At 62.5% G+C, this 18,365-nt stretch carries 12 protein-coding genes; 7 read left to right on the top strand and 5 right to left on the bottom strand.

The features are described 5' to 3' along the window. The 7 genes from mtnK to HQ843_RS10725 all read left to right on the top strand — a co-directional run bounded on the left by mtnK (window position 1) and on the right by HQ843_RS10725 (window position 8,591). Window positions 1–1,269, top strand: coding sequence for an S-methyl-5-thioribose kinase (gene mtnK, locus HQ843_RS10755; RefSeq protein ID WP_180898313.1), 1,269 nt, complete (start codon window positions 1–3; stop codon window positions 1,267–1,269). Continuing rightward, window positions 1,266–2,360: an S-methyl-5-thioribose-1-phosphate isomerase gene (gene mtnA, locus HQ843_RS10750; RefSeq protein ID WP_180898314.1), complete on the top strand. Its 1,095-nt coding sequence runs from the start codon at window positions 1,266–1,268 to the stop codon at window positions 2,358–2,360. The genes mtnK and mtnA overlap by 4 nt, the downstream gene beginning before the upstream one ends. A 3-nt stretch (window positions 2,361–2,363) precedes the next feature. After that, a complete protein-coding gene (locus HQ843_RS10745; protein ID WP_180898315.1) occupies window positions 2,364–3,299 on the top strand; it encodes a transketolase in 936 nt (311 codons plus the stop codon). Between the two features lie 2 nt (window positions 3,300–3,301). Further along, entirely contained in the window at window positions 3,302–4,303 is a 1,002-nt protein-coding gene (locus tag HQ843_RS10740; protein ID WP_180898316.1) for a transketolase family protein, read from the top strand. Beyond that, on the top strand, window positions 4,303–5,418 hold the full coding sequence (locus tag HQ843_RS10735) for a RuBisCO large subunit C-terminal-like domain-containing protein (RefSeq protein ID WP_180898317.1): 1,116 nt from the start codon (window positions 4,303–4,305) through the stop codon (window positions 5,416–5,418). Before HQ843_RS10740 ends, HQ843_RS10735 begins: the two co-directional genes overlap by 1 nt. 108 nt (window positions 5,419–5,526) lie before the next feature. Then, complete coding sequence (locus tag HQ843_RS10730; RefSeq protein WP_180898318.1) at window positions 5,527–6,474, top strand: sugar-binding transcriptional regulator; 948 nt, start codon at window positions 5,527–5,529, stop codon at window positions 6,472–6,474. 62 nt (window positions 6,475–6,536) lie between these two features. After that, a complete protein-coding gene (locus HQ843_RS10725; protein WP_180898319.1) occupies window positions 6,537–8,591 on the top strand; it encodes a bifunctional aldolase/short-chain dehydrogenase in 2,055 nt (684 codons plus the stop codon). A 53-nt stretch (window positions 8,592–8,644) separates the two neighbouring features. On the opposite strand, the gene HQ843_RS10720 is transcribed toward HQ843_RS10725, so the two are convergent. The 5 genes from HQ843_RS10720 to HQ843_RS10700 all read right to left on the bottom strand — a co-directional run bounded on the left by HQ843_RS10720 (window position 8,645) and on the right by HQ843_RS10700 (window position 18,278). Next, a complete protein-coding gene (locus tag HQ843_RS10720; RefSeq protein ID WP_180898320.1) occupies window positions 8,645–10,048 on the bottom strand; it encodes a TolC family protein in 1,404 nt (467 codons plus the stop codon). A 203-nt stretch (window positions 10,049–10,251) separates the two neighbouring features. Continuing rightward, complete coding sequence (gene bamE, locus HQ843_RS10715; RefSeq protein ID WP_180898321.1) at window positions 10,252–10,662, bottom strand: outer membrane protein assembly factor BamE domain-containing protein; 411 nt, start codon at window positions 10,660–10,662, stop codon at window positions 10,252–10,254. Window positions 10,663–10,743: 81 nt separating this feature from the next. Continuing rightward, on the bottom strand, window positions 10,744–11,925 hold the full coding sequence (locus HQ843_RS10710) for an HlyD family type I secretion periplasmic adaptor subunit (RefSeq protein ID WP_180898322.1): 1,182 nt from the start codon (window positions 11,923–11,925) through the stop codon (window positions 10,744–10,746). Next, window positions 11,925–14,120 (bottom strand): type I secretion system permease/ATPase, encoded by a 2,196-nt coding sequence (locus tag HQ843_RS10705; protein ID WP_180898323.1) that lies wholly within the window; start codon window positions 14,118–14,120, stop codon window positions 11,925–11,927. Before HQ843_RS10705 ends, HQ843_RS10710 begins: the two co-directional genes overlap by 1 nt. A gap of 78 nt (window positions 14,121–14,198) precedes the next feature. Further along, entirely contained in the window at window positions 14,199–18,278 is a 4,080-nt protein-coding gene (locus HQ843_RS10700) for an Ig-like domain-containing protein (protein ID WP_180898324.1), read from the bottom strand. Window positions 18,279–18,365: the final 87 nt, after the last annotated feature.

Raw genomic sequence — 18,365 nt, 5'->3', positions numbered from 1 at the left:
ATGGCGCTGGAACAGGCCTTTGCGGCACTGGAGCCTGAAACCCTGCCGTCTCGGCTGGGAACGCTCGAAATCTTGACGGAGAAGCTCGGCCCGCCTTCAGGCTGGCAGGTGCGCGAGGTCGGCGACGGCAATCTGAACCTCGTTTTCATCGTCGAAGGCGGCGGCCGCAGCATGATCGTCAAGCAGGCGCTGCCTTATGTGCGGCTGGTCGGCGAAGGCTGGCCGCTACCGCTGACGCGGTCGTTTTTCGAATATAGCGCCCTCGTCCGGCAGGCCGAACGCGCGCCGGAAAGCGTTCCGGAAGTCTATTATTTCGACGAGCGCCAGGCGATCATCGTGCAGGAATTTCTGAGCCCGCACATTATCCTCAGAAAGGCGCTGATCGACGGGCAGATGCTGCCCCGTCTCGCGCAGGATATCGGCCTGTTCATGGCCCGCACCCTGTTCAGGGGATCCGACCTTTCCATGGAGGCGGCCGCGCGCAAGAAGGACATGGCCCTGTTTGCGGGCAATGACGCGCTTTGCGACATCACAGAGGCGCTGGTCTTTACCGACCCCTATTACGACGCCGAGATGAACAGCCACACAAGTCCCGAACTCGATGGCATCGTGGCAAAGCTCCGGGCCGATCGCGATCTCAAGGTGACGGCGCAGGAAATGAAGCAGGCCTTCGTCACCCGCGCCGAGACCATGCTGCACGGCGACCTGCACACCGGGTCGATCATGGTGACCGAAGACGAGACGCGGGTGATCGATCCCGAATTCGCCTATTACGGACCGATGGCATTCGATGTCGGGATGCTGCTCGCCAATTACTGGATGAGCTATTTTTCGCAGCGCGGTCACGAGCAGAACGGACCGCGCGACGACCAGCGCCGTTACCTGCTGGACACGATTACAGCCACCTGGAGCGTCTTTCGCGACGAGTTTTCCCGGCTCTGGCGCGACGAACGCACCGGCATCCTGTTCCAGCGCAGCCTTTACGAGGATCAGGGCGACGCACTCGGCGCGGAACAGGCGCTGGAGCGGTTCCTGCATGGGCTGTTCGAGGACATGCTCGGCTTTGCCGGTCTGGAGATCCACCGCCGCATTCTGGGCCTCGCGCACAATGCCGATTTCGAGACCATCGCGGACCGACCGCAAAAGGCGCGTTCAGAGACAGCAGCACTCGAATTCGGCCGCCACATCGCGGTCAATCGCCGCCATATCAGCAGCCTCGATGCATTGGAAAGACTGGCCAGCCGGTTGGAAGAGGAGAGCGCCCCATGAAGGTTGGCGAGAAACATTACCGCACCATCTGGCCGCATCAGGACGGCCGCTCCGTGGAAATCATCGATCAGCGCTGGCTGCCGCATGACTTCCGGATCGTCACCCTGTCCACGGTCGACGAAATCGCCACCGCGATCGCCGAGATGTGGGTGCGCGGCGCGCCGCTGATCGGCGTGACCGCTGCCTATGGCGTCGCCATCGCGATGGCGGATGATCCCTCTGACGCAAATCTCGATGCCACCTATCAAAAACTGCATGCGACGCGGCCGACGGCCATCAACCTGAAATGGGCGCTCGATGAAATGCGGCATGCGCTTTCATCGGTCGCACTGGCTGAACGCGCCGCGGCGGCCTATCGCCGCGCCGCGGAGATTGCCGATGAAGACGTGGCGCTCAACCGCGAAATCGGCCGCCACGGGCTGGAGATCATCAAGGAGATCGCAGCCAGAAAGAAACCGGGCGAACCGGTCAATATCCTCACCCACTGCAATGCCGGCTGGCTTGCCACCGTCGATTACGGCACGGCGACCGCGCCGATCTATCTGGCGATGGAGGCGGGAATCCCGGTTCACGTGTTCGTCGACGAAACCCGCCCGCGCAATCAGGGTGCACAGCTGACCGCATGGGAAATGGACGGTCATGGCGTGCCCCACGACCTGATTGTGGACAATGCCGGCGGCCACCTGATGCAGCATGGCGAGATCGACATGGTGATTGTCGGCACCGACCGCACCACCGCGTCCGGCGATGTCTGCAACAAGATCGGAACCTATCTCAAGGCGCTGGCGGCCAAGGACAACGGCGTGCCGTTTTACGTCGCCCTGCCCTCGCCCACGATCGACTGGACGGTCAATGACGGGGTCGCCGAAATACCGATCGAAGAGCGCAACAGCGACGAGGTGAGCTTCGTGCAGGGCGAAAATCTGGACGGCAAGATCGTCTCGGTCCGCATTTCGCCCAGAGGCACGCCGGCCCGCAACCCCGCCTTCGACGTCACCCCTGCCCGCCTCGTCACCGGCCTGATCACCGAGCGCGGCGTTGCCGAGGCGTCAGCCGCGGGCCTTGCCCGCCTCTTTGAAAAAGAGCACTGAACCATGTCCCTGACCAACGAAAAATCGACCGAGGATATCGCGCTTGGCATTCGCAGGCGGGTGTTCCTGCACACGATGCGCAATAATGGCGGCTATCTCAGTCAGGCCTGTTCGGCGGCCGAAAGCCTCGCCTTTCTCTATAATGAGGCGCTGCATCTGGGCGCCCCCACCCTGCCCCCGGTTCCCAGGCCGTTTGGCGGCGTGCCGTCGGCGCACAACCCGGATGCCTTTACCGGCGCGGGCTATCACGGGCCGTTTGCCCCCGAATATGACCGCTTCTTCGTCTCCCCGGCCCACTACGCGCTGGTGATCTATTCCGCGCTGATCGAGGTCGGCCGCATGGATGAAAACGCGCTCGACCATTTCAACAAGGATGGCGGTTCGGTGGAAATGATCGGCGCCGAGCACAGCCCCGGCATGGAGGTCACCACCGGGTCGCTGGCGCAGGGGCTTTCCATGGCCTCCGGCGTTGCCTTTGCCCGCAAGCGTGCAGGCGACAAGGGCAAGGTCTGGGTCTACATGTCCGACGGCGAGTTTCAGGAGGGCCAGACCTGGGAATGCCTTTCCGCCATGCGCCACCACGGGATCGACAACATCCGCGTGATCGTCGATGTCAACAGCCAGCAATGCGACGGCGCCATGTCCTCGGTTCAGGAGCTTTTCGACCTGCCGCAACGGGTGTCGGCCTTCGGCGCCACCTGCCGGTCGATCGACGGGCATGACCTTGAGGCGATGCGCGCGGCCGCCGACAGCGCCGAGGCCGGAAAGCCGCTGGTGATCCTCGCCAATACCTCGCCCTATCAAGGCATGGACTTCCTGAAGAAGCGCTTCCCGCGCCTGCATTATGTACGCTTCAAGAGCGAAGCCGAGCGCGCCGAAATGCGTGATGCGCTGGCTGGCGCGCTCGGCGTCGACCTGCACGAAATCGAGGAGGCCTGATCATGGCGGATATCGTCAACCGACCCTACGCCACGGCGTTTGAAACCTTCGCGACCGCGCGGCCCGAGGTGATGTGCCTGTCGGCCGACCTTACCTCTTCCTGCGAGGTCGATGGCTTTCGCGACCGCCATCCCGACCAGTTCCTGTCGATGGGTATGGCCGAGCAGAACATGCTGTCATTCGCCGGCGGCCTCGCGATGCAGGGCTATCGCCCCTTCATCCACACCTTCGCCGTGTTCCTCTATCGCCGCCCCTATGACCAGTTGATCAACTCGATCGCCTATTCCAACCGCAAGGTGCGGATGATGGGTTTCCTGCCCGGCATCACCACCCCCGGCGGGATCACCCATCAGGCGATCGAGGATATCGCGGTGATGCGCGCCATTCCCAACATGACGGTGCTGGAAACCGGCGACGCGACCGAGGTTGAAACCGTGCTCGAAGTTGCCGACAGTATCGACGGCCCGGTCTATGTCCGCGTGTTGCGCGGCCAGGTGCCGCGGCTGTTTTCGACCCCGTTCGAATTCAACAGGCTGCGCACCCTGAGCAAGGGCGACGATGTTCTGGTGCTGACATCGGGCGTGTGCACGGAAGAGGCGCTGCGGGCAACGGCAGCGCTTTCCGATCACGGCGTCGGCGTTCACCACCTGCATGCCTCGACGCTGAAGCCCTTCGACCGCGACACGTTCGTGGAGGCTGTCCGCGGCAAGAAGGGCGTGGTCACGCTTGAAAACCACATCATTACCGGCGGCCTTGGGACGATTGCGGCCGAAATCATCGCCGAAGAAGGCCTTGGGGTGAAACTCCGGCGTCTCGGCCTCAACGACACCTTCGCCCATGGCGCGTCCAAGCCCTATCTGATGAAAAAATACGGGCTCGACGCCGGCGCGCTGGTGGCCGCGATCGAGGACGTGCTCGGCCGCAAGCTGGCGATCACCGATGATGAGCTTCAATCCGTGCGCCTCGACGCTGTGCACTCGGCTGAAAAAGCGGAGGCGCTTTGATGGCGGAGCGGTTTTCGGCGGGCTACCTGATCTCCGACACCGATTTCGAGACCGCGAAACAGCGCGCGCTCAACATCACGGTCGAGCAGACGGTGGAAATCCCGCGCGATATCGTGCCCGCCGGCTATGTCGAGGATGAAATCCTCGGCAGGCTTGAAGCGCTGGAGGCGGCGGAAGGCGGCTATGTGGCCGAGATTTCCTACAGTCTCGATGATGCGGGCGGCGACTTCCTGCAGCTTCTGAACGTGCTTTTCGGCAATTCCTCGATCCTGCAAAAGACCAGGCTCGTTTGGATGAAGCCGTGCGCCGGGCTGGACGCGATCACGCCCGGCCCGCGCTTCGGGCGCGACGGTTTGTACGATCTGGCCGGGGTTTCCGGCGGTCCGCTGCTGATGTCGGCGATCAAGCCGGTCGGTCTTGCGACCGCCGATCTGGCTGCGCTTGCCCGTGATTTTGCGCTTGGCGGCATGGATTTCGTCAAGGACGATCACGGTCTTGTGGACCAGAAGACCGCGCCGTTTTCCGAAAGGCTTGCGGCCTGCGTCGAGGCGATCGGCGAGGCCAATGCGAAAACCGGGTTCAGAACCCGCTTCATTCCCAACATCACCGCACAGAACGGGCAAACGATCGAACGCGCCTATGAGGCGAAGGAAAAGGGCGCGGGCGGCGTCATGCTGGCGCCAGCGCTTGCCGGCTATGATGTCGCGCGGCAATTGGCGGCGGACAAGGATTTCGGCCTGCCGGTGATTTCGCACCCGGCCTTTTCCGGGGCCAATGTCGTTGGCGGCGACTGCGGTTTCTCCCATCGCTTCTATTTCGGTACGCTTCAGCGGCTGATGGGCATGGACGCCGCCGTTTATCCCAATTTCGGCGGGCGCTTCGGATTTTCGCGGGAGGAATGCCTGTCGATCGTCGATGGCTGTTCTGAGGCATTCTCATCCCTGAAGCCGATCCTGCCTGCACCCGGCGGCGGCATGACATTCGAGCGCGTGCCGGAAATGCGGGCGGCCTACGGCAATGACGTCATCTACCTGATCGGCGGCGCGCTGATCCGCGAGCGCGCAACGCTGGCGGATGCCTGCCGACGCCTTGCCGAAACGGTCAGGGCGACATAACCGGCAGGGCGACGGAGCATTCCCGGCCTGCTTGCGGTGTGGCGGCGAAACGGGCAAGTTCACTTATTTCACCGGACATGAACAATGTCCAAGTAGCGACGGGAACCCATGCTGATCCGACCGAGCGACCGCATTCTCCACAAAGCCGCCTGGCTCTATTACACCCATGGCCTGCGCCAGGACGAGGTGGCGAAACAGCTCGACATATCGCGGGCTTCGGTCGCCATGTATCTGCGCCGCGCCCGCGAGATGGGCATCGTCACCATCTCCACCTCGACCGAACTCTTCGCCGATGACGTACTGGCGCGTGAACTCGAGGATACGCTGGGGCTGGATGCGGTCTGGATCGTCCCGGAGGATCGCCAGGCGCTCGACCCGGAAACCGAAATGCCGGTCGTTGCGGCAGCGGTATTCCAGGGACTGATCAACAAGGGCGACAAGGTCGGCGTCGCCTGGGGTCGGACCGTCTATCATATCGCCGATGCCATGCCGTTTGCCGATCTGCAGGGCGTCACCGTTATCCAGCTCTGCGGCAATCTGGGCGCGCCCTACAATTACCGCCCCGACCAGTGCACCACCGAAATAGCGCGGCGGCTGAACGCGGAAGGGATCAACTTCTACGCCCCGCTGGTGCTGAGCACCGAGGCCCTTTGCGCCCAACTGCGCAATGAGGAGATCATTCACCAGCAGATGGCGATGATCGGCGAATGCGACCTGGTTCTGTATTCGGTCGGCGGCATTGCCGCAGACAGCCATCTGGTGAAATGCGGCGCTCTTTCCGCAGAAGCAATCGAGGCGCTTGGCGAAAACGGCGCGGCCGGCGTGATCGCCGGCCAGGTGATCGACCACGACGGCGCGATCATGGATTGCGAGCATAATCGCCGCTGCATCTCCGCCGATCTCGACACGGTGCGCAAGATCCCCAAGCGGCTGATGGTGGTGCAGGAACCCGAAAAATTCGAGGCGTTGAAGGCAGCGCTCAGGGGCGGTTTCGTGTCCCACCTCGTGGTGACGCGGTCCATGGCCGAACAGCTTATGGATGCTTGGAAGGCTTGAGCGCCAGAGACCGAACGGAAATGCAGGAAGACCGAAGCCGGCGGCTTCAGGGAGGATGATCGATGGAAAATTTGTGGCACGATGCCGAGGCGAAAGCGGCGGTCGAACGCTACGGCGCAGAAGGCGTCAATGAAGACCTCGCGCTTTGCGCCTATACCACCCGTCTTCTGGGCGGCGAGCGGCGGCTGGTGCTCCATGGCGGCGGTAACACCTCGGTCAAGACCGAGGCGTTCGACCTTGTCGGCGAGCGTTTCGAGGTGCTTTGCGTCAAGGGCAGCGGCTGGGATATGGCAACCATCGAGCCGGCCGGGTTGCCGGCGGTGAAGCTTCGCCCCTTGCTGAAGGCCCGCGCCTTCGAGAAGCTCTCGGACGAGGATATGGTCACCCTCCAGCGCGCCAATCTGATCGACCCCGCATCGCCCAATCCCTCCGTGGAAACGCTGCTGCATGCCTTCCTGCCGCAGAAATTCGTCAATCACACCCATTCGACGGCGGTGCTGGCGATCGTTGACCAGGCTGAAAGCGCGCGGCTGGCCGAGGCCGCGTTCGGCAGCCGGTTTGCGTTCGTGCCCTACATCATGCCGGGATTTGCGCTCGCCAAAGCCTCCGCGGAAGCCTTCGAGGCAAAACCGGAGGCTGACGCCCTGATCCTCGACAAGCATGGCATCTTCACCTTCGGCGAGACGGCGAAACACGCCTACGACCTGATGATCGACTATGTCTCGCGCGCTGAAGATTATGTCCGGCGCGAGGGCAAACCGGCGTTTCACGCCGTCAGCCTGCCCGACGGACTTGCCGGTCCGGACATGATTTCGCCGATCCTGCGCGGGGCCGTCGCCATCAAAGAGAAGGGCAAGCGCTTCGGCCGGATGGTCAATGACTTCCGAACCTCGCCGGAAATCATGGATTTCGTGAACGCGCGGGAAGTATCGGAAATGGCCGGGCGCGGCGTCTCGACGCCCGACCTGTCGATCCGGATCAAGACCGGCCCGATGGTGCTGCCCGCCCCGCGCACGGACGATCTCGCGGGCTTTGCCGCGGCAACGGCCGCGGCCGTGGAACGCTATGCCGAGGCCTATACCCGCTACTTCAACGACAACAATGACCGCGATGACGTCCACAGGGTCATGCTCGATGCCATGCCGCGCCTGAGCCTGGTGCCGGGCGTCGGGCTTTACGGCCACGGGCGGACCATGAAGGAGGCGAGGATCGCCGCCGACCTTGGCGAAATGTGGATCGAGGCGGCGCGCGACGCGGAAATGGTCGGCCGGTTCGAACCGGTCAGCCGCCCGGACCTTTTCGATCTGGAATACTGGTCGCTGGAACAGGCAAAGCTTGCCGGCAACAAACCGAAGCCACTGACGGGGCAGGCAGCACTTGTCACCGGCGGCGGCGGCGCGATCGGCGCGGCCGTCGCCCGGCTGTTTGCATCTCAGGGCGCGCATGTCGTGGTTGCCGATCTCGACGGCGCGCGCGCGGCTGAAGTGGCGCGCGAAGCCGGCAATGAAGCGATCGGCGTGGCCATGGATGTCACGGACCCGGCTTCCGTAAAGGCCGGATTTGCGGCGGCGGTGTCACGCTTCGGCGGTATCGATATCGTGGTATCAAACGCCGGCGCGGCCTTCCAGGGGCCGATTGCGACCATGGACGACGCGGTTCTGCGCAAAAGCTTCGAACTGAACTTCTTCGCTCATCAAAGCGTGGCGCAGGAGGCCGTCCGGATCATGATCGCGCAGGGCACCGGCGGCGCGCTGCTGTTCAATGCCAGCAAGCAGGCGGTCAATCCCGGCGCCAATTTCGGCGCCTACGGTCTGGCAAAGGCGGCGACGCTGTTCCTGTCGCGACAATATGCCCTGGAACACGGCAAGGACGGCATCCGCTCCAATGCCGTCAATGCCGACCGCATCCGATCCGGCCTGCTGGACGATGCCATGATCGAAAGCCGTGCCGCCGCGCGCGGCCTCTCGGTCGAAGCCTATATGGGCGGCAATCTGCTGGAGCGGGAAGTCACCGCCGAGGATGTGGCTCGCGCCTTCTTCGATCTCGCCTGCGCCGAAAGCACCACGGCCAGCGTCACCACCGTCGACGGCGGCAATATCGCGGCGGCGCTGCGCTAAACCGCGTCCAGGAAAAGAGGTTTCCGTCAGGACCTATGTGAAACGGAGAGCGGTCAGGGCTCCGGGGGCTCTTCCGCCTCTTCCAGCGCCGCCGTTTCCTCTCCGACATCGATACCGAAACTGTCGATGGGATATCCATAAAGCGTCATCTGCGAGAGGCCGAGCGCGGCGCGCAGCGTGCCGTTGGCCAGATGGCATTTCAAAAGCGCGACATCGAGATCGCGCTCGCTGTCGCTGCCGGCGATCAGCGCGTCATAATAGTCTTCCTCCGCATTCAGCAGATCGGTCAGGCTGCGGGTGCCCATGTCGAAATACTGGCTGCGGTAAAGCGTCCTGGTCTCATCGAGAAGCCGGGTCTGGGTCTCGGCGGAGGCAATCAGGGCGCGGGCGTTGGTCATCTCCGTTCCAGCGTCAAGCGAGGCAAGCGTCGCGGTTCTGCGCACCTTGTCCAGATTGGCCTTGGCGGCGGCAACCGCCTCTTCGGCGGCTTTCCGCGCGGCCTCGATCGCCCCGCCCTGGAACAGGGTCGGCAGCACGTTGAAATTGACGCCGACGCGGAACCCTTCCTCATAAAGCGGCTGGCGGCCATAGGCTTCGGCGGAGACGCCGGGCAGCCGCGCCTTGCGGGCGTCTTCATAGTCGAGCTCGGCCTGCGCGACCTGCAGACGCGCGACCGCGATTTCCGGCAAGACTTCGGAAACCATGGTCGTCGGCGTGCAGGCCTCGACGAAATCCTGAAGTTCAGCTTTCAGGCCGACGGCGGCCGGGCCCGAATATTCGCGGAGCTGATTGGCCGCCCTGTCGCGTTCCGATTTCATCTCAAGCAGGGCGTGTTTGGCCTTTTCCACGCTGTTGGCCGCCGCCAGCACATCGGGTTGGGTCGTTGCGCCAGCAGCCGCGCGCTGATTGATGAGGTCGGCGAGCTCGCTCAGACGGCTGACGCGCTCCTGGTCGATCCTGACATTGTTGCGGTAGCGGTCGAATTCGGCATAGGCGTCCAGCACCTCCATAAGGACCATGTCGGCATTGCTTTGAAAACTCAGCACCGCTTCCTGGGCCACGATATCGGCGCGCGCAACCTTCCGGTCGGTTCTGCCGAAGTCAAACAACAATTGATTGGCGGAAAGGACAAAGGACGGGCCGTCGGCATCGCCCAGGCCACCGGTGACGCCGCCGCTGACCATCGGCATGTAATCGCCCTTGGCGACATCGATATTGCCGGTCGCCTCGCGGATGATCGCGGCCTGTTCCATCATCTCGGGGCTCTGGTAAAGCGCGACCGTCACCAGTCCGTCGAGGCTCTCTCCGGCCTCGGCAAATCCCGCGGGCTTTTCAATCTCCGGTCGTTCTTCCTGGATGGAACCGGTTCTATCTTCGAAAGAAACCGAAGGACGGCCGTTCCCGCTCGTCGAGCAGCCAGCCAGGGTAAGGGGCAGGCCGGCAAAAAGAGTCAACAATAGAGGCTGTGCGGCCACGGCCGCACAGTGCATTTTCCAATTTGCCACTACGTTTCCATGCTATGCTGTCTTGAAGAAATGCCTCAAGACTGGATTTCCAGGGACTGTTTCGTTCCCGAGCGGAAAACGCAGGCACAGATTGCTGCGGGATGCTACCGAATCACTTATGTCAGAACATAAACAATAGATTCGGTCCGCACAACTCAGTTGTGACCGAGAACAAGTTCGCGGCACTGCGGCCGCCTCCAGACGGTTTCATCCACCTGACGCGCGCCGGCGAACAGAACCTTGTACTGGCAGACGATGTCGCCGTCCTCGGCTGTCTTGAACTGGAGGTTGTAGTCCCATACCTGGGCCCCACCCCTGTTCGTGACCCGCACCGGCTGTCCGAGCAGCGACGAGACCTGTTCCGGCGTCGCGCCGAGTTCGATCTGGCGGACGAGGCCGACGGACACCGATTTGCCGTTGCGCACGAAGCGCTCGTTGAGTTCGGGCAACGCCGGTGAGACGCTCTCGAAGCGCATGTTCGGGTTGTGCTCGTTGAGCATTCCGGCATAGGCGGATCCCACGGACAGGACGCTGGCCAGCACGGCGATGGATACGGTTTTCAGCATTTCAACTCTCCTTCAGTTTTACGATCACGTTGGGCCCGCCGAGCAGGCCGGGCATGTTGAGCCTGCGAGGCAGGCCGGGGATCACCGTTCGCGCAAGGCCTCCCGGCCACGGTTGAGCGGCTTGATGAGATAGTCCCAGATGGTTTTCTCGCCCGTCTTGATATCGACGGCGGCAACCATGCCGGGCGTGATGGGGAAGCGTTTTCCGGCCTCGTTCACAAGCGCGTCGGAGGCGGTGCGGATATAGACCCGGTAATAGAGGTTTTCCGGATTGATCTCGTCGCGGATCGTATCCGGCGAGATATTCTCGACCGAACCCTCAAGTCCGCCATAGATCGAATAGTCATAGGCCGTGATTTTCACCAGCGCCTCCTGACCGGGATGGATGAAGGCGATATCGCGCGGCGAAATCCTGGCCTCGATCCTGAGCTGGTCGCCGACCGGCACGATGGTCATAAGCGCGCCATTCGGCGAGACCACGCCGCCGATGGTGGTCACATTGATCTCCTTGACGATGCCATGGACCGGCGACCGGATAACCGTATGGGAAAGCGTATCCTCCAGACCGTTGAGCGAGGACAGAAGCGTGGCGACCTGTGCCTGGGCTTCGGCCAGTTTCTCGCCGTTCTCGATCATGTATTTCGAACGCATGTCGTCCATCTTCAGCTTGATGTCAGCCATGTCGCGCTGGAGCCTGATGAGTTCGACCTTGCTGGCCGCGCCTGTCTTGATGAGCGGCTCCGTCAGTTTGAGCTGCTGCTCGATCAGGTCCATGTCGGTGCGCATATCACCGAGGGATTCGCGGTAGCTACCCTGGCGCGCCTTGAACAAGGCCTCTTCAGAGGCGGTCAGCTCGGGATAGTCATCAAGGGCCGCGGGAAAGCTGACATGATCCGCGCCGACCACCTCGGCCTGAAGCCGCACCGCCTGGGCAAGGGCGGCACGATAGCGCGCGGCGGTTTCGTCATATTGCGATTGCGCGCGGGTTGGATCGAACTCGGCCAGAACCTCGTTCTTGTCAACCAGTTGGCCGGTACTGACATTCAATTCGGCCAGAATGCCGCCATCGAAGGACTGGATCACCTGTTCGTGCGACAGCGGCACGACAGTTCCCGGACCGGAGGAAACCTCCTCGACCGAGAAGAAATAGCTCCAGGCAAAGAAGGCCGCAAGGATCAGCGTCAGTGCAAACACCACCTTGTTCGCGCCGCTGGCGGTGACGTCGTCACCACCCGTCAGGCTGTCATAATCGCTGCTGACCATCAGACGGTCTCCTTGTCCGCAGCGGCGGCGGCGGCTTTTGCCTCGCCCTTGCGCAGCCGGGAGAGAATCCGGTCGCGCGGGCCGTCCATGATGATTTTGCCGCCGGAGATGACGAGCAACCGGTCGACCACGGCGAGCACCGAGGGCTTGTGCGTGGCGACGAACAGCGTCGTTTCCGGCGACAGGGCGCCAAGCGCGGCCAGAACCTTCTGTTCCGCCGTCTCGTCGAGGGACGTCGTCGGCTCATCCAGCAGAATGATCGACGGGTCGCGCAGCAACAGCCGCGACAGCAGAAGGCTCTGGTTCTGACCTCCGGAAAGACCGATGCCGCCCTCCTGAATCACATAGTCGAGCCCCTCCGGCAGATGGCTGACGAATTCCCATGCCCCGGTGGACTCCAGCGCCGCGATCAACTCCTCATCCCTGGCATGTGGCGCGCCGAGCGCGAGATTCTCGCGGATGGTGCCATGGAACAGGCGGGCATTCTGGCTGACCAGGCCGACCCGGCGGCGCAGATCGGCCGGGTCGATATGGGCGATGTTGACGGAATCGAGCAGAACGGTCCCGGCCTTTGCCTCGAGCAGGCCGGAAAGACCCTGAAGCAGCGTCGACTTTCCCGCGCCATTGCGACCGATGATCCCGATTTTGGAGCCCGGCGCGACCTTCAGGTCTGCAACGGTCAGGACGGGCTGTTCGCCATAGGCGAAAACCGCGTTCCTGAAATGATAGGCGCCTTCGATAACGGGCTTGTGGATACGCTTGGCATTTTCGGGACGGTCGACCGGCAGCATCATGATCTTGTCCAGGCTTTCGCTTGCGATCCGCGCCTGCTGCCAGCGATTGAGTATCTGCGTGACGCCGGCAAGCGGCGCCAGCATCCGGGTCGAGAGCATTGCCGCGGCGACCAGCGCGCCGGTCGTCATGTCGCCATACATCACGGCGGGAGCGCCAAAACCGACCACCGCGATATAGACCATGCCCTGCACCGTCTGGGTCCAGTTGGACAGCGAGCCGACAAGATCGCGCAGCTTCATGCCCGAATCGGCATTGATGGCGTTGTAATGGTTCCAGTGATTCTGGAACCGGTCCTCGGCCTGCAAAAGCTTGATGTCGTCGAGCCCCTGAACCGCTTCCACCAGCATGGCATTGCGCAGGGCGCTTTCGCGCATATTGGCCTGTGCCAGCGCCCGCAGTTTTCGTTGCGAAAGAATGCCGGGCAGGATCAGCAGCAGAACCGCGACGGCGGGCACCCAGATCAGATTGCCACCAACCCACCAGAAAATCAGGCAGAAGAGCAGGAAGAAAGGCAGGTCCGCAATCGCCGAAATCGCCGAGGAGGTCATCATCTCGCGGATATGCTCGACCTCGCGAAGCTGCGCGATGAAAGTGCCGGTCGCGCGCGGCCGCGCAATGTTCTTAACCCGCAGGGCATGACCGAATACCCTGTCGGAAATGCGCAGATCGGCGCGCTTGCCCAATACGTCCGTGATCTTCATGCGCATCTGCCGCATGAGGAAAGCGAAGGCCACCGCCATCAGCGCGCCGCCGCCGAGAACGAACAGCGTCGGATAGGATTGCGCCGGCACCACCCGGTCATAAACCTGCATGGAAAAGATGATGCTGGCCAGCCCCAGGACATTGGCGCTGAGCGATGCCAGCATGATGAAGACATAGGGCCTGAGATCGGACAATACGATCGCGCGCAGCCAGTGCTTCTTGAACGGCGCGATGTAATCGTCGATCCGGCTGTCGGGCATGCCGCTGGCCGGGCGCAGAACCGCGACGAGTTCGACCCGGTCACGCAGCGCGGTAAACTCAACCTCGGTGGTCAGGCCTTCATCGCCGGAAAATGCAATCGCAAGACCGGTTTCGTCCCGATGCGAGGCAACGCCGATCTGGCCGTCCTTCAAGACGATGACGACCGGAAAGCGCATCGGCGACAGCCGGGTTACATCCGTTGCGACGAACTTGACGGCCAGGCCTGCCTGTCGCGCCAGTTTCTCGAAGGATTTCCTCCGGTTTCCGCTCCTGTCCCAGGCGCTTGAGAGCCTGAGCTGTTCCGGCGAACAGTCGACCCGGTAGTGACCGGCAACCCGCAGCACGGCCTCGATCCAGCCGTCGACCCCTGCATGGCGATCGTCGGTCGTCTCGGTGATATCGCCGGAAATGGGGTTTAGGGTGACGTTCTCGTTCATGGCCCGACCAGTTCGATGGAAACGTGTTGCGGCCGGCGGCGGATTGCCGCCGCCGGCCCTTGTCGCTGATGCCGTCGATTAACCGACAAGCGCCGCATGGTTCTCGATCTCGTCGAGGCTGAGCGATGCCGTTGCGCCGCTGTCGGACGGAGAGGCCGCAGTCTCTGCGGACGATGCGATCGAGACGCTTTCCTCGGGCAGATAGGCATCCAGGCTTTCGCCGCTGTCCTCGTAGACGAGGTCATCGAGGGCAATGTCGGCTGCATCTTCCGGCTGCGAAGACGCGCTGTCGTCGTCGGCCGTGGCTTCGTCCACGGCGCTGAGGCCAAGGGTTGCGACCGAAAGGTCGGCCGCAGCCATCGTGAAGACGGAAGCGTCTTCGCCCGCACCGGATGTCTCCGCGTCGAACGACATGGTTGCCGCCTCCGGTGCAGCCTCGACATCGATCGTCAGCGTTGCGCTGCTCGTGTCGCCGCTGTCATCGGTCAGAACGTAATCGAAAGTCTCCGTTCCGGTCGCGGTATCGGGGTTGGCAGTGTAGGTCCAGTCGCCGGTTTCGAAGTCGAAGACAAGCCTACCGCCCTGATCGGTTTCCACGTTCAGGATGGACCCGTCGGCGACCGCTCCACCATTGCTGTCGGTGATACCGCTCAGATCATAGGTGTAGACCTCGCCATCAACCGCGATCGACAGGATGCGGCCGCCATCGACACCCAGAAGATCGTCATCCGCTGTGCCGGCGATGCCGTCATTGCCATTCAGCACATTGCCGGCAACATCCACTTCCCTGATCACATCAAGCAAGTCGTCCACGAGGTCGTCGAAGTTCGAAACCTGGATGACATGATTATCGCCATCGGCCTCATCGACATCCTGCAGCCGGGGAACCGTGACGCCCTGACCGATGCCGACCGTCTGCACGTCGATATTGTTGTTGGCAACGAATTCGTTCCATGCATTCTCGGTGTCGCTGTCCAGCGAGTGATCGACAACCCAGTTGGAACCGTTCCAGTGCTGCGTGGTCTGCTCGGTCGGCTCTCCGTCACTCATGAAGAAGACCCGATTGTTGTAGTCGTCCAAAGGCTGGAACGCCTCCATGGTCTTGTCGACGGCCGCCGTATAGTCCGTGCCGCCATTGTAGGGGCGCTGGTTCTCCCAAGCCGCGATCTGCGCAGCGAAGTCGGCATAGTTGGAGAAGGATACGGTCGATTGGGCATCCGAAGAAAACGCCACGAGTTGGATCTGGACGTCGCCCGTCGTCCCTTCAAAGAAAGCCTGACCGGCTGCCTTGACCGCCTGGAGCATCTGATCGGCTTCGCTGTTGTTCACGCTGCCGCTGAAATCGAGAACGAACGCGACATTGAAGTTCTCGTCGCTCTTGAAGTCGTCGCCGGCAAGCGTCAGGCTGCTGTGATCGCCCTCTGCCAGCGGCTCGTAACGATCGAAGGCTTCCGTATCCGTGCCGCTCGAGCCGAGGTTCCCGGCAAGGTCGGCATAGCTGTCTTCACCAACCGTGACGGAAACATCTCCGCCCGCCTTTTCAGGCGTCACCGTCGCCGTCCAGGTATGATCGTCAACCTGCGTCAGGCCCGACAGCGTGCCGTTGCCAACGCTGACATCGGAGGCCGCGAAACCGGTTACCGCTTCCGAGAAGGTGAAGGTCACCGTGCCGGACTGGCCGTTGTTCTCGATATCGACGACAACGGAGGGGCCGTCGACGTCGAAGACTTCCGTGTCGGAGCCTTCCTCGCCCGCATTGCCGGCGGTGTCGAGATACGAACCGTCGGTAACGGTTGCCGTCACCTCGCCAGTGCCGGTCGGCGTGATCGTCACGGTCCAGACCTGATTGCCGTCGCCATCTTCCGACCATGTGCCGTCCGTGCCGAGATCGGCATTGTCGAGCACCAGATCGGCGGACGGGTCGAAGCTGCCGCGGTCGGTATCCGGCGAGAAGGTCAGAACCAGTTCGCCGTCCTGGCCATTGTCGGTGATGACAACGCCAACCGTCGGCGCGGTGCGGTCGAAGCCTTCCGTGTCGGAACCCTTCGTGCCTGCATTGCCGGCAAGGTCGGTATAGGAACCCTCGGTCACTTCAACCGAGACATCGCCGGTGGCGGCAGGCGTCACCGTCGCCGTCCAGGTGTGATCGTCAACCTGCGTCAGGCCCGACAGCGTGCCGTTGCCAACGCTGACATCGGAGGCCGCGAAGCCGGTCACGGCTTCCGAGAAGGTGAAGGTCACCGTGCCGGACTGGCCGTTGTTCTCGATATCGACGATCACCGAGGGGCCGTCGACGTCGAAGACTTCCGTGTCGGAGCCTTCCTCGCCCGCATTGCCGTCGGTGTCGAGATACGAACCGTCGGTAACGGTGGCCGTCACCTCGCCAGTGCCGGTCGGCGTGATCGTCACGGTCCAGACCTGATTGCCGTCGCCATCTTCCGACCATGTGCCATCCGTGCCGAGATCGGCATTGTCGAGCACCAGATCGACGGACGGGTCGAAGCTGTCGCGGTCGGTATCCGGCGAGAAGGTCAGAACCAGTTCGCCGTCCTGGCCATTGTCGGTGATGACAACGTCAACCGTCGGCGCGGTGCGGTCGAAGCCTTCCGTGTCGGAACCCTTCGTGCCCGCATTGCCGGCAAGGTCGGTATAGGAACCCTCGGTCACTTCAACCGAGACGTCGCCGGTGGCGGCCGGCGTCACCGTCGCCGTCCAGGTATGATCGTCAACCTGCGTCAGGTTCGACAGCGTGCCGTTGCCAACGCTGACATCGGAGGCCGCGAAACCGGTCACGGCTTCGGAGAAGGTAAAGGTCACCGTGCCGGACTGGCCGTTGTTCTCGATATCGACGACAACGGAGGGGCCGGCGACGTCGAAGTTCTCCGTGTCGGAGCCTTCCTCGCCCGCATTGCCGGCGGTGTCGAGATACGAACCGTCGGTAACGGTTGCCGTCACCTCGCCGGTGCCGGTCGGCGTGATCGTCACGGTCCAGACCTGATTGCCGTCGCCATCTTCAGACCATGTGCCGTCCGTGCCAAGATCGGCATTGTCGAGCACCAGATCGACGGACGGGTCGAAGCTGTCGCGGTCGGTATCCGGCGAGAAGGTCAGAACCAGTTCGCCGTCCTGGCCATTGTCGGTGATGACAACGTCAACCGTCGGCGCGGTGCGGTCGAAGCCTTCCGTGTCGGAACCCTTCGTGCCCGCATTGCCGGCAAGGTCGGTATAGGACCCCTCGGTCACTTCAACCGAGACATCGCCGGTGGCCGCCGGCGTCACCGTCGCCGTCCAGGTATGATCGTCAACCTGCGTCAGGTTCGACAGCGTGCCGTTGTTAACGCTGACATCCGACATACCAAAACCGGTTACCGCTTCGGAGAAGGTGAAGGTCACCGTGCCGGATTGGCCATCGTTCTCGATATCGACAGCAACCGTGGGGCCTGTCAGATCCAGATTTGCCGTTTCCGAATCAGAGATCGGATTACCGTTTTCGTCCTGAACCGGGTTGCCATTCTCGTCAGTCACAGTCCCGATAACGTCGACATCACCCTCGGCAATGTTGTCGCGCGGAAGGTCGTAAGACCAGTTTCCGTCCTCGTCGACGGCAATGGGATCGGATGTAACAATGTTGCCGTTTTCGTCCGGGTAGGACACGACAACGTAGTCGCCCGTGCTGCTGCCGCGAACCGTCACGCGGTCGCCGGCCGGATCGTCAGCGATATCCTGCACATCCACCACCGGGAATACGCTCGCCGCGTCCTCGCTGCCTCCGCCGGCCCCAAAGGCCAGGCCGCCGGCCGCGGCGGCGCCAAGTCCGCCGAGCGCCGCAAACGGGAAAGGCGCCACGCCGTCAGCGCCGATCTCGGCGAAGGCGAAATCGCTCCACGGACCGGAATACTGTCCCCACCACGCGATGCCGTCATCGTCGACGAGGATCAGCTCATTGCGCTCGTCGTCGAAATCGATGAAGAAATCGCCGATGACGATCGTCTCTCCGGAGGCCATGACGATCAGGAGATCGTTGCCGTTCTGTTCGAAGGAAACAACGCTTTCCGGTGCGATGGGAAGTTTTACAACAGACGCTTCGTCAAGCTGAAGACCGGTTACGGACTGACGATGCTGGGAGCCGTCGCTCTTGTCGACAATGATTGCATCCACGGGAGTACTCCTTAAAAAAACTCGTCAAATGACAGCGCTACCACACTCTCACGGTGCAACTACGCTTGCTCTTCGGCGCACTGCTCA

Source organism: Martelella sp. NC20, assembly GCF_013459645.1.
Classification (GTDB): Bacteria; Pseudomonadota; Alphaproteobacteria; order Rhizobiales; family Rhizobiaceae; genus Martelella.
This window is presented reverse-complemented; position numbering and strand designations above follow the sequence as displayed.

Excerpts from the sequence above, each read along its gene's own strand:
- HQ843_RS10735 (WP_180898317.1), top strand. The coding sequence starts at position 4,303 with ATGGCGGAGCGGTTTTCGGCGGGCTACCTGATCTCCGACACCGATTTC.
- mtnA (WP_180898314.1), top strand. The coding sequence starts at position 1,266 with ATGAAGGTTGGCGAGAAACATTACCGCACCATCTGGCCGCATCAGGAC.
- HQ843_RS10745 (WP_180898315.1), top strand. The coding sequence starts at position 2,364 with ATGTCCCTGACCAACGAAAAATCGACCGAGGATATCGCGCTTGGCATT.
- mtnK (WP_180898313.1), top strand. The coding sequence starts at position 1 with ATGGCGCTGGAACAGGCCTTTGCGGCACTGGAGCCTGAAACCCTGCCG.
- bamE (WP_180898321.1), bottom strand. The coding sequence starts at position 10,662 with ATGCTGAAAACCGTATCCATCGCCGTGCTGGCCAGCGTCCTGTCCGTG.
- HQ843_RS10725 (WP_180898319.1), top strand. The coding sequence starts at position 6,537 with ATGGAAAATTTGTGGCACGATGCCGAGGCGAAAGCGGCGGTCGAACGC.
- HQ843_RS10740 (WP_180898316.1), top strand. The coding sequence starts at position 3,302 with ATGGCGGATATCGTCAACCGACCCTACGCCACGGCGTTTGAAACCTTC.
- HQ843_RS10705 (WP_180898323.1), bottom strand. The coding sequence starts at position 14,120 with ATGAACGAGAACGTCACCCTAAACCCCATTTCCGGCGATATCACCGAG.
- HQ843_RS10730 (WP_180898318.1), top strand. The coding sequence starts at position 5,527 with ATGCTGATCCGACCGAGCGACCGCATTCTCCACAAAGCCGCCTGGCTC.
- HQ843_RS10710 (WP_180898322.1), bottom strand. The coding sequence starts at position 11,925 with ATGGTCAGCAGCGATTATGACAGCCTGACGGGTGGTGACGACGTCACC.